Source organism: Escherichia coli DSM 30083 = JCM 1649 = ATCC 11775 (genome assembly GCF_003697165.2).
In the GTDB taxonomy this organism is placed as follows: domain Bacteria; phylum Pseudomonadota; class Gammaproteobacteria; order Enterobacterales; family Enterobacteriaceae; genus Escherichia; species Escherichia coli.
Map to the genome: position 1 here is coordinate 3,012,816 of NZ_CP033092.2, position 11,172 is coordinate 3,023,987.

The 11,172-nt window shown below is 51.7% G+C and carries 12 protein-coding genes and 1 pseudogene; 4 read left to right on the forward strand and 9 right to left on the reverse strand.

Features of this window, described 5'->3' with window-relative positions:
• The first annotated feature begins 2 nt into the window (after window positions 1–2).
• On the forward strand, window positions 3–695 hold the full coding sequence (torR, locus tag EAS44_RS15945) for a two-component system response regulator TorR (protein ID WP_001120112.1): 693 nt from the start codon (window positions 3–5) through the stop codon (window positions 693–695).
• Here the strand turns inward: torR and torT are convergent.
• The gene (gene torT, locus EAS44_RS15950) at window positions 668–1,696 is read right to left on the reverse strand and encodes a TMAO reductase system periplasmic protein TorT (protein ID WP_001264953.1); all 1,029 of its coding nucleotides are present in this window, start codon (window positions 1,694–1,696) and stop codon (window positions 668–670) included. The genes torR and torT overlap by 28 nt on opposite strands.
• A gap of 82 nt (window positions 1,697–1,778) precedes the next feature.
• Here torT and torS point away from each other — a divergent pair.
• Window positions 1,779–4,522: pseudogene (gene torS, locus EAS44_RS15955) on the forward strand (TMAO reductase system sensor histidine kinase/response regulator TorS).
• A gap of 71 nt (window positions 4,523–4,593) precedes the next feature.
• The gene (yccM, locus tag EAS44_RS15960; RefSeq protein WP_000818464.1) at window positions 4,594–5,667 is read left to right on the forward strand and encodes a 4Fe-4S binding protein; all 1,074 of its coding nucleotides are present in this window, start codon (window positions 4,594–4,596) and stop codon (window positions 5,665–5,667) included.
• A 48-nt stretch (window positions 5,668–5,715) separates the two neighbouring features.
• Here the strand turns inward: yccM and gnsA are convergent, their stop codons facing one another.
• Genes gnsA through cspG form a run of 4 tightly spaced genes read right to left on the reverse strand, consistent with a single transcriptional unit; the run spans window position 5,716 to window position 6,495 of the window.
• Window positions 5,716–5,889, reverse strand: coding sequence for a GnsA/GnsB family addiction module toxin (gene gnsA, locus EAS44_RS15965; RefSeq protein WP_001019197.1), 174 nt, complete (start codon window positions 5,887–5,889; stop codon window positions 5,716–5,718).
• Entirely contained in the window at window positions 5,879–6,109 is a 231-nt protein-coding gene (gene ymcE, locus EAS44_RS15970; protein ID WP_001309400.1) for a protein YmcE, read from the reverse strand. Before ymcE ends, gnsA begins: the two co-directional genes overlap by 11 nt.
• Entirely contained in the window at window positions 6,084–6,272 is a 189-nt protein-coding gene (gene ymcF / locus EAS44_RS15975; protein WP_071524879.1) for a cold-shock protein, read from the reverse strand. Before ymcF ends, ymcE begins: the two co-directional genes overlap by 26 nt.
• Before the next feature lie 10 nt (window positions 6,273–6,282).
• The gene (cspG, locus tag EAS44_RS15980) at window positions 6,283–6,495 is read right to left on the reverse strand and encodes a cold shock protein CspG (protein WP_000066490.1); all 213 of its coding nucleotides are present in this window, start codon (window positions 6,493–6,495) and stop codon (window positions 6,283–6,285) included.
• A gap of 285 nt (window positions 6,496–6,780) precedes the next feature.
• Between cspG and cspH the strand changes: the two genes are divergently transcribed.
• Window positions 6,781–6,993 (forward strand): cold shock-like protein CspH, encoded by a 213-nt coding sequence (gene cspH / locus EAS44_RS15985; protein ID WP_000087763.1) that lies wholly within the window; start codon window positions 6,781–6,783, stop codon window positions 6,991–6,993.
• On the opposite strand, the gene appA is transcribed toward cspH, so the two are convergent.
• The 4 genes from appA to appC form a co-directional block, all read right to left on the reverse strand.
• Window positions 6,981–8,291 (reverse strand): bifunctional acid phosphatase/4-phytase, encoded by a 1,311-nt coding sequence (gene appA / locus EAS44_RS15990; RefSeq protein ID WP_001350586.1) that lies wholly within the window; start codon window positions 8,289–8,291, stop codon window positions 6,981–6,983. The two genes, cspH and appA, sit on opposite strands and share 13 nt — an antisense overlap.
• Window positions 8,292–8,370: 79 nt before the next feature.
• On the reverse strand, window positions 8,371–8,463 hold the full coding sequence (gene cbdX / locus EAS44_RS15995; RefSeq protein WP_000270305.1) for a cytochrome bd-II oxidase subunit CbdX: 93 nt from the start codon (window positions 8,461–8,463) through the stop codon (window positions 8,371–8,373).
• 12 nt (window positions 8,464–8,475) lie between these two features.
• Complete coding sequence (gene appB / locus EAS44_RS16000) at window positions 8,476–9,612, reverse strand: cytochrome d ubiquinol oxidase subunit II (protein WP_000460803.1); 1,137 nt, start codon at window positions 9,610–9,612, stop codon at window positions 8,476–8,478.
• Window positions 9,613–9,623: 11 nt separating this feature from the next.
• Window positions 9,624–11,168, reverse strand: coding sequence for a cytochrome bd-II oxidase subunit 1 (gene appC, locus EAS44_RS16005; RefSeq protein ID WP_000263578.1), 1,545 nt, complete (start codon window positions 11,166–11,168; stop codon window positions 9,624–9,626).
• Between the last annotated feature and the right edge of the window lie 4 nt (window positions 11,169–11,172).

The window sequence follows — 11,172 nt, forward strand, 5'->3', positions numbered from 1 at the left end:
TGATGCCACATCACATTGTTATTGTTGAAGATGAGCCGGTTACCCAGGCGCGATTACAATCTTACTTCACTCAGGAGGGGTATACCGTTTCCGTTACGGCGAGCGGTGCCGGGCTGCGGGAAATTATGCAGAATCAGCCGGTGGATTTGATTCTGCTGGATATCAATTTGCCCGATGAAAATGGCCTGATGTTAACCCGCGCCCTGCGAGAACGCTCAACGGTGGGGATTATTCTGGTTACCGGACGCAGCGATCGGATTGACCGTATTGTTGGGCTGGAAATGGGCGCAGACGATTACGTCACCAAACCGCTGGAGCTGCGCGAACTGGTGGTACGAGTGAAAAATTTGCTCTGGCGAATCGACCTCGCGCGACAGGCGCAACCGCACACTCAGGACAACTGCTATCGCTTTGCCGGTTATTGCCTGAATGTGTCGCGCCATACGCTGGAGCGGGATGGCGAGCCGATTAAACTGACCCGCGCAGAGTATGAAATGCTGGTGGCATTTGTGACTAATCCGGGCGAAATTCTCAGCCGTGAACGTCTGCTGCGTATGCTCTCTGCGCGTCGGGTGGAAAACCCTGACCTGCGCACCGTCGATGTGTTAATTCGTCGTTTACGCCATAAACTCAGTGCGGATTTACTGGTGACACAACATGGCGAAGGTTATTTCTTAGCCGCTGATGTGTGCTGATAAAAATAAACCGGACGAAATCCCCCTGGTGACAGCGAGCGGCGGATATGTTCGCGGTCGGCATTTTTCGGCGTCATGACTAAAATCGGTGGGCTGACATTATCAGACACCGATTGCCCCTGTAATTGCCTGATAGCCTGCTCAACCGCCAGTTCCCCCTGCCAGACCATTTGATCGCTGGCTGCCATAATCACTCTTCCCCGCTTCAACCCGCGATACACCTGATGTGAAAGATAAAACGACACCACGGTAAGCGGCGTTTTCAGGTTGCGCCCTTCCCCCATTGCCGCCTCTGCCGCAATGGCCGTTCCGGCAACGACGTCGATTTCTGGATGGCGTTCCAGCATCTCCTGCAGCAGGTTACGCTGGATTTCAATATCGTTATCACCGAGCGCAATATCAACAATACGTACCGGGCTTCCGGCAATGGCTGCGCGAAAACCCTCTACCATCTCCTTACTGCCCCCGGCGTTATCGGGGCCGGGCATCAACAGCACGTTCAGTGGTTTACCGTGCGCCCATTGCACCAGATATCGCCCTGGTTGATAGCCCATCTGAAACCAGGGCACACCAACGCGGCTTTTCACCTGGGGAGCATCAATAGCATTCACCAGTTCGATCACCGGCAGATTTGCTACCTGCTTTTGCAGATCGGGAAATGACGTCGTGCTACTACCGAGCAAAATGGCCTCTGCGCCCCACTGTTTACACTGGTCGATTTGTGCTTGCTGGGTAGCCAACTGGCTGTAGCCGCCTGCCTCCAGCACTTTTAAATCCACACCGTAGCGGCGAGCAGCCTCCTGCATACCATAGTTCAACGATAACCAGTATGAATCTTTCAAACTGGGATAAAGCGCGCACAGTTTCCATGCGCGTTTGGCTTTTAGCGGCGTAGAGGCTTGCACCGTGTAATGCTGTGCATCATGCCAGCGCAACAGGTTATCAGCCGAAAATGCCGATAACATGAAAAGGGAAAGAAGTAAAAATAGCAGTACGCGCATGATAGCCTCATCAATAATAAGGCTTTATGCTAGATGCATTCTGCTTTGCGACTCAACCTTTTTCACCTAAAGTGCACCGACCGTGAATTTAACCCTGACCCGAAGACTCTGGATGGGCTTTGCCCTGATGGCGCTGTTAACCCTGACCAGTACCCTGGTGGGATGGTACAACCTGCGCTTTATCAGCCAGGTGGAAAAAGACAACACTCAGGCATTGATTCCTACCATGAATATGGCGCGCCAGTTGAGCGAAGCCAGCGCCTGGGAACTTTTCGCCGCGCAGAACCTGACCAGTGCCGATAACGAAAAGATGTGGCAGGCGCAGGGGCGAATGCTCACCGCACAAAGCCTGAAGATTAATGCGTTGCTGCAAGCGTTACGGGAACAAGGTTTTGACACCACCGCTATTGAACAACAGGAGCAGGAGATCTCCCGTTCGTTACGTCAGCAAGGGGAACTGGTGGGGCAGCGTTTGCAACTGCGCCAGCAACAACAGCAACTCAGTCAGCAGATAGTCGCCGCCGCCGATGAGATCGCACGCCTGGCGCAAGGTCAGGCGAATAATGCGGCAACCTCCGCCGGAGCGACCCAGGCCGGGATTTACGATTTGATCGAACAACATCAGCGTCAGGCCGCAGAAAGTGCACTCGATCGGCTGATTGATATCGATCTTGAGTATGTTAACCAGATGAATGAACTGCGCCTTAGCGCCCTGCGGGTGCAGCAAATGGTGATGAATCTGGGGCTGGAACAGATCCAGAAAAATGCGCCAACGCTGGAAAAGCAGCTCAATAATGCGGTGAAAATTCTGCAACGTCGGCAAATACGCATTGAAGATCCGGGTGTTCGTACTCAGGTAGCAACAACGTTAACTACCGTTAGCCAATATAGCGATTTGCTGGCGCTGTATCAGCAGGACAGTGAAATCAGCAATCACCTGCAAACTCTCGCCCAAAATAACATCGCCCAGTTCGCGCAGTTTAGTAGCGAAGTCAGTCAGCTGGTCGACACCATTGAGCTGCGTAATCAGCACGGGCTGGCACATCTGGAAAAAGCCAGTGCACGCGGGCAATACAGCCTGTTATTGCTGGGATTAGTTTCTCTTTGCGCACTGATTCTGATCCTCTGGCGCGTGGTTTATCGCTCAGTCACGCGCCCTCTTGCAGAACAAACGCAGGCGCTGCAACGCTTGCTGGATGGTGATATCGACTCCCCTTTCCCGGAAACCGCTGGCGTACGGGAACTGGATACCATCGGGCGGCTGATGGATGCGTTTCGCAGCAGTGTTCATGCACTGAATCGCCACCGCGAACAGCTGGCGGCGCAGGTCAAAGCGCGTACAGCTGAATTGCAGGAACTGGTGATAGAACACCGACAGGCACGGGCGGAAGCAGAAAAAGCCAGCCAGGCAAAATCGGCGTTTCTGGCGGCGATGAGCCATGAGATCCGCACACCGCTGTACGGTATTCTCGGCACCGCACAGCTGCTGGCAGATAACCCCGCACTTAACGCCCAGCGCGATGATTTGCGGGCGATTACCGACTCTGGTGAATCGTTGCTGACCATCCTCAACGATATTCTCGATTATTCGGCTATCGAAGCAGGCGGCAAGAATGTTTCGGTCAGCGATGAACCCTTTGAACCGCGCCCGCTGCTGGAAAGTACCCTGCAATTAATGAGCGGAAGGGTGAAAGGTCGCCCGATTCGCCTGGCAACAGAAATTGCCGACGATGTACCGACTGCGTTAATGGGCGATCCGCGGCGTATTCGTCAGGTCATCACCAACCTGTTGAGCAACGCCCTGCGTTTCACCGACGAAGGGCACATTATCCTGCGTAGTCGCACTGATGGCGAACAATGGCTGGTCGAAGTGGAAGACAGCGGTTGCGGTATTGATCCCGCGAAACTGGCAGAAATCTTCCAGCCATTTGTTCAGGTAAGCAGCAAACGCGGCGGAACCGGGCTGGGGCTGACTATCAGTAGCCGTCTGGCCCAGGCGATGGGCGGCGAACTGAGCGCCACCAGCACGCCGGAGGTTGGAAGCTGTTTTTGTTTACGCTTGCCGTTACGTATTGCCACTGCACCCGTGCCCAAAACAGTCAATCAGGCGGTACGTCTGGACGATTTGCGTTTGCTGTTAATTGAAGATAACCCGCTCACCCAGCGAATTACTGTCGAAATGCTGAACACCAGTGGTGCGCAGGTCGTTGCAGTAGGAAATGCCGCGCAGGCAATAGAGGCATTGCAAAATAGCGAACCGTTTGCTGCCGCACTGGTGGATTTTGATCTGCCGGATATCGACGGCATTACCCTTGCCCGGCAACTGGCACAGCAATATCCGTCACTGGTTTTGATTGGCTTTAGCGCCCATGTCATTGACGAAACACTGCGACAGCGTACCAGCTCGCTATTTCGCGGGATTATCCCTAAACCGGTGCCGCGTGAAGTGCTCGGTCAATTACTGGCGCACTATCTCCAACTGCAAGTCAATAACGATCAACCACTGGATGTATCGCAACTCAATGAAGATGCTCATTTAATGGGGGCGGAGAAGATCCACGAATGGCTGATATTATTTAAACAACATGCCCTGCCGCTTCTCGATGAAATCGACATTGCCCGCGCCAGTCAGGATAACGAGAAAATAAAGCGTGCCGCACATCAGCTAAAAAGCAGTTGCTCGAGTCTGGGAATGCGTAGCGCCAGCCAGCAATGCGCACAACTGGAGCAGCAGCCATTATCTGCCCCCCTTCCACACGAAGAAATTACACGCAGTGTTGCCGCTCTGGAAGCATGGTTAATAAGAAAGACCTGAACGCGATTTGAATCAATATCAGCCAGTTAAGAACAACTAGAATAGTGGCATTTGGTATGCAACTTAACGGACTGGCAAAATCATGGCAGAGAAAAAAAGAACCCGCTGGCAGCGGCGGCCAGGCACGACGGGCGGCAAATTACCGTGGAATGACTGGCGCAATGCCACGACCTGGCGTAAAGCGACGCAATTATTACTGTTGGCAATTAATATTTATATTGCCATCACGTTCTGGTATTGGGTGCGCTATTACGAAACGGCAGGTAGTACGACATTTGTCACCAGACCGGGAGGTATCGAAGGCTGGCTACCGATTGCCGGTCTGATGAATCTGAAATATAGCCTTGCAACAGGTCAGTTACCGTCCGTCCACGCCGCCGCGATGCTGTTATTGGTCGCTTTTATCGTCATCAGTCTATTACTCAAAAAGGCCTTTTGTTCATGGTTATGCCCGGTTGGTACGCTTTCGGAATTAATCGGCGATCTCGGTAACAAACTGTTTGGTCGGCAATTTGTCCTTCCCCGCTGGCTGGATATTCCTCTGCGCGGCGTGAAATATTTGCTGTTGAGTTTTTTTCTCTATATCGCGTTATTGATGCCCGCTCAGGCGATTCACTATTTTATGTTGTCGCCCTACAGCGTGGTGATGGACGTTAAAATGCTCGATTTCTTTCGTCATATGGGGACCGCGACATTAATCAGCATGATCGTTTTGCTGATTGCCAGCCTGTTTATTCGCCATGCCTGGTGTCGTTATCTTTGCCCATATGGCGCGCTGATGAGCGTGGTTTCGCTATTATCGCCGTTTAAGATTCGTCGCAATGCCGAAAGTTGTATCGATTGTGGCAAATGCGCAAAAAGTTGCCCATCACGGATCCCGGTCGATAAATTAACTCAGGTACGAACAGTGGAATGTACCGGCTGTATGACTTGCGTAGAGTCATGTCCGGTAGCCTCAACATTGACCTTTTCACTGCAAAAACCTGCGGCAAATAAAAAAGCCTTTGCGTTGTCTGGCTGGTTAATGACGCTACTGGTTATGGGGATTATGTTTGCGGCAACTGGTTACGCAATGTATGCGGGAGTATGGCAAAGCCCGGTGCCGGAGGAATTGTACCAACGCTTAATTCCGCAATCGCCAATGATTGGTCACTAAATTAGCAACAAGCGGAACATCACCTCGCACGGGGTGATGTTCACAAAATCACATTATTTTGATTTTGACATCATAACTTTCAAGCCCGGTCATTTTTTCTCGTGCGGTGAAGCGAATTTCAGAGACTTCTTTCCCTGTATTCTTGTTCAGCTCGGCGATTTTTTGCGCGATAAAGTCGGCGATTTCCGTTTCGGCTTGTTTTTTTAACTCTTCAATATTCACTGTTAACCTCTTCTGGTCTTAAAAGACAGCAACACGCCAGTAAGGTGTTGGTTCCCGGTACCCTGGTCAGGTAAGAAATGTTATAAGCCATCTCCCCGAAAGATTCAATAATCAACAGGTTATCGCTTACTATACATACAGCATTGAAGAAAAATAAGGCAGATATAAAAAAGGCTCCACGAGGGAGCCTGATATTATTTTGTGAAATCCAGCGGCGCATGGTCAGTGCGTATTTGCAGCGCGACGTTATCAAAGGTGATCATCGTCGATTTACAAAAAATGCACTTTGCTCCTAAAGGATTTCGCTCCGTCACATCGAATGCCGATGTGCGGTACTGTGAACCATGGCAACATGGACAGCGGAAATGGAGATGTTGAGTAATAACGGCAACCTTAGAGCGTAACAACGTTCGCTGCCGCGGGACCACGTTGCCCCTGCTCAATAGAAAATTCAACTTTCTGATTTTCGTTCAGCGTGCGGAATTCATTGCTCTGGATGGCAGTGAAATGGACGAAAACGTCTTTGCTGCCATCATCAGGAGTGATAAAGCCAAAACCTTTATCTGCGTTAAACCATTTTACTAAACCAGTCATTTTATTAGACATATTTTACTTCCTTCATTTTGGGCCTTTCGGCAAACAGGGCTTTAATACAGAAACTACTTAGTGTTCAGGAGAGAGACTCAAAAGAAGGGGATAATGCCTGATAATGAGAACTGCTTTAGTAAACTACTTTGTATGCTGTCTGTCTTTCAAACCGACGCAGCTATTAACGCATGATAATTGAGATTAAGCAAATTTTATTTTAGCCGTCCGGCGGTCTTAAATATCGCTGGCTTTATTTTATTAACCCCGTATAGTGCAGCGCAGTATTTTCAGTAAGGAATTTGTTTGTCCCGTAAAATGACAGGAATTGTCAAAACCTTTGATCGCAAAAGCGGCAAAGGATTCATTATCCCCTCCGACGGTCGTAAAGAAGTCCAGGTCCATATTTCCGCATTCACTCCCCGCGACGCAGAAGTGCTTATACCAGGATTACGCGTGGAATTTTGCCGCGTAAATGGCCTGCGTGGACCAACAGCGGCAAATGTTTATTTGTCTTGATGGAGAGCGCACGCTGGTATGCGTGCTTCATTCACGATTTGCGTAAAACCGGCCAACGAACACATGCCCCGCGCATTTCGCTCTTCACATCCTGCCAGGGTCAGTTTCACCTCTCCGGGCGGCGTATTTAATGACAGCGGCGTTTTATCACGCATCTGCTGTAAAGTCTGGAAGACCAGCGAAACCTGAATCCACTGGCTGTTATCGCTGAGCCGACGCCAGCGTTCAAACACTAGTTCACCACCTGGCGGCGTGTTATCCGGCTGACCTGGAAGCGTCCAGTTGAGCTCCAGTGCGCCGCCGAGATTTGCCAGATTAGTATCGTGTCCGGCGATAAACAGCACTGAAGTGGGTAATGTCACACCATACACCTGTTTTTGCGGTGGATGGGGCGCCAACGCTGTCATGATCAAATCCAATAACGGGGTGGCGCGACTGCGGGCAACCTCTGGTGTGCGTTGCAGCAAATAAAACTGCGCGTTATGTAGACTTAGCAAGGTGTTCCACTGGTGTGAATCGGTGATCCTTCCCCACCCCGGCTCCGGCATTCCCTGTGCTTGTTGCAGGAGAAATATCTCCGTCAGCATTGATGCGAGGCTTACCGCACCGGTTAATGAGACATTGTCGGCGCTCACCTTGAGTTCCGATGGTAATGCCTGCGTTAATGAACAGCTTTCGTCCTGTTTCTTACGGTTAAGGCACAAGTTTGATTGCGGGAAATTAAGCACCCGTTCCAGTTCGCGAAACGCCGTTTGCCGATGCCCGGTAAAGTCAGCAATTGACCCTCCTGCCCTGCTGAGGATCGCGTCAGTCACATTCGCGTTATCCAGTTGGCAAACGCCAGTTTTTAGAGGATTAAATAACGGATCGGGACTGGACGTATCTGCCTGGGTATGTACGGTTATTGCACAGTCAGGTGCCAGCCCGGCGGCGAAGGCTTCGCCTGTTTTACGGGTACGTTCGTCGACATCAGCAATAACCGCGACCTGACCTGGCTGCGGGCAGCCCTCTTTTGCCAGCAATCCGTCGGCCACCAGACGCTGGCGTTGGTAATGTCCGAGATAAGCGATTAGCTCACCACCGCGCGGTGTCAGCCAACCCAGTTTTACCGGCCAGGTTGGCCATGCGTCAGGGGTGACATCCTGCATCAGTTGCGTGGCCTTGGTTGGTGCACGCACACCGTGACGACTGACAATCACCACACTTTCCAGCTTCAGCTCCGGCTCACTCTGAGCGAATGCAAATTTCGGTGTTAACGGAATCAGAAGAGATAAGAATGGGATCAAGATCGCTTTCATCGATATGTTTCCGCTTTTCATATCCGACATTATTGATTGCCTGATGCGACGCTAATGCGCCTCATCAGGCTTACCTTCGTTAACTTTTCAGACGCGGGTCCAGCCATACCAACACAAGGGTGGAGAGCGAACACATCAACAAAATGCCGACGAACCAAAGTAAATACCACATTGTTCCTGCTCCTTAGTACAGCTCGTTTTCGTTACGGCGGAGAGTTTCTGTCGTCATGCGCCCCCACATTTTGTAGTAGCTCCAGAGAGTGTAGAGCAACACAATGGGCAAAAATATCAGCACGATTACCAACATAATGCTCAGCGTCAGCTGACTGGAAGTGCTGTCCCACAACGTCAGGCTGGAGATCGGACTCACGCTTGACGGCATGACAAAGGGGAACAGCGTGATGCCTGCCGTGAAAATCACGCCAAATTGCATCAATGACGCCATCAAAAATCCCCAACCCGGGCGACCACGATAAATCGCCATCACCGTCAGCAATGGGCAGAAGAACCCCAGCAGCGGGAAGATCCACAAAACGGGCGATTCGACGAAATTATTCATCCAGGCACCAGGTAGCACTGCCACCAGTTTCATTAACGGATTGGAAGGACCGTTAGCATCCTGGGCGAGCAGTACAAAGCCATCAATACCAACCCACAGCCAGTAACCCGCCAGCAAAAAGCACAGCATCACCAGTAGTGCGGCGCGTTTGGTCGCCAGCTGTGAACGCAGATGAATCACACCAACAGTTTTCAGTTGTAACCAGACGCCACCTTGCAAAATCACCATCCCAAGACTGAGCAATCCACACAATAAAGGGAATGGCGTCAGCAGTTGCCAGAAGCTGCCGAGATATTCCACGCGTAATTGCGGTGTGAAAGCAAACGGCACGCCGAGTAGCAAGTTGCCGAATGCAATACCGAAGACTACCGGCGGCACCAGACTGCCGATGACCAGTCCGGCATCCCACATTTTACGCCAGCGTGCATCGGCGATTTTTCCGCGATAATCAAAGGCCAGCGGGCGGAAGAACAGCGAGCACAGCACCAGAATCATCGCCACATAAAAGCCGGAAAACGCCGCTGCATACACTCTGGGCCAGGCGGCAAATAATGCCCCACCTGCGAGGATCAACCAGACCTGATTGCCTTCCCAGTGCGCGCCAACGCTGTTTATCACTATCCGACGTTCATCATCATTACGCGCCACCAGCGGCAGCAGACAGCCGATCCCCATGTCAAATCCGTCGGAGATCATAAAGACCACCAGGATCACGCCAATCAGCAGCCACCAGATGAAGCGCAATGTTTCATAATCAAACATGATTTTCTCCTTTACCCCTGTTGCTGCGTCGGTTGTTCACTCTGCATCGCGCTCGGCCCCAGACGGGCATATTTCTGCATCAGGTAGACTTCGGCGATTAAGAACAGGGTGTAAAGCCCTACGATCATGATCAGTGAGAAAGCCAGTTGTCCTGTGGTTAAGGCGGAGTGCGCGGAGTATGTCGGTAAGATGTCTTGTATCGCCCACGGCTGACGACCAAACTCGGTCATAAACCATCCGGCTTCAATCGCAATCCACGGCAGCGGCAAACTCCAGAGCGCCATTTTCAGCACCCAGCGATGCTGGTCGATTTTGCCACGCAGCGTCTGAACAAGCGCAATCAGCATCACCAGTAGCAGCAGGGAACCACAGCCCACCATGATGCGGAAACTCCAGAATACCGGCGCAACCTGAGGTATCGCGCCACGCATCGCCGCCTGGTACTGTGCGGCTGTGACATGATTCATATCCGGTGCATAGCGGGAGAGCAACATGCCGTAACCCAGGTCGCCTTCCAGCTCCCGGAATGCCTGCAACACATGCGGCTCACGATTGCCTTGCGATATTTCCTGCATTAACAGCCACGCCATACGTCCGCGTTGCAAGCGTGGGTAGGTTTCAGCCATCAAATTCTTCAGACCCGGCACGGGTTTATCTAATGAGTGAGTGGCGAGGATCCCTAGCAGCGCGGGAATTTTGATGGCAAAGGCGTTACGCTCTTGATCCTGTTCCGGCCAGGCAACCACATGGAACGGTGCAGGTGCAGGTTCTGTTTGCCACTCCCCTTCCATCGCCGCCAGTTTTACCGGTTGTACTTGCGCGACTTCATACGCAGAACTGTCTCCGAGTTGCAGCGTACTGATAATCGCCAGAGTACCGAAGACGGAACCGATGGCAAACGAGCGTAATGCGACATCGCGCTCCCGTCCGCGCAGTAAATACCAGGCGCTGATCGCCATAATAAACATAGCCCCGGTCACGTATCCCGCCATTACGGTGTGCACAAATTTCACCTGGCTGACCGGGTTAAAGACCAGCTCGCTGAAACTGGTCATCTCCATACGCAGGGTGTCGATATCAAAATGCGCACCGGTCGGGTATTGCATCCAACCGTTGGCATTCAATATCCACAACGCAGAGAGATTTGAACCGAACGCCACCAGCCACGTCACCAGCAGGTGCTGGTATTTATTCAGCCGCTGCCAGCCGAAGAAGAACAGCCCGACAAAGGTGGATTCGAGGAAGAAGGCCATTAATGCTTCCATCGCCAGCGGTGCGCCAAAAATATCGCCCACATAGTTGGAATAGAATGACCAGTTAGTACCAAACTGAAACTCCATGGTCAGGCCGGTAGCCACGCCAAGAGCAAAGTTGATACCGAAGAGCTTACCCCAGAAGCGCGTCATATCGCGGTAGATTGTTTTGCCGGTGACCACGTAAATGGTTTCCATGATAGCCAGCAAAAAAATCAGCCCCAAGGTAAGGGGTACAAATAAAAAGTGATACAGCGCGGTCAGAGCAAACTGCCAGCGCGATAAATCAATGACATCCCACATGCGC

Excerpts from the sequence above, each read along its gene's own strand:
- torR (WP_001120112.1), top strand. The coding sequence starts at position 3 with ATGCCACATCACATTGTTATTGTTGAAGATGAGCCGGTTACCCAGGCG.
- torT (WP_001264953.1), bottom strand. The coding sequence starts at position 1,696 with ATGCGCGTACTGCTATTTTTACTTCTTTCCCTTTTCATGTTATCGGCA.
- yccM (WP_000818464.1), top strand. The coding sequence starts at position 4,594 with ATGGCAGAGAAAAAAAGAACCCGCTGGCAGCGGCGGCCAGGCACGACG.
- ymcE (WP_001309400.1), bottom strand. The coding sequence starts at position 6,109 with ATGCGCCGCTGGATTTCACAAAATAATATCAGGCTCCCTCGTGGAGCC.
- cspG (WP_000066490.1), bottom strand. The coding sequence starts at position 6,495 with ATGTCTAATAAAATGACTGGTTTAGTAAAATGGTTTAACGCAGATAAA.
- appA (WP_001350586.1), bottom strand. The coding sequence starts at position 8,291 with ATGAAAGCGATCTTGATCCCATTCTTATCTCTTCTGATTCCGTTAACA.
- cbdX (WP_000270305.1), bottom strand. The coding sequence starts at position 8,463 with ATGTGGTATTTACTTTGGTTCGTCGGCATTTTGTTGATGTGTTCGCTC.
- appB (WP_000460803.1), bottom strand. The coding sequence starts at position 9,612 with ATGTTTGATTATGAAACATTGCGCTTCATCTGGTGGCTGCTGATTGGC.
- appC (WP_000263578.1), bottom strand. The coding sequence starts at position 11,168 with ATGTGGGATGTCATTGATTTATCGCGCTGGCAGTTTGCTCTGACCGCG.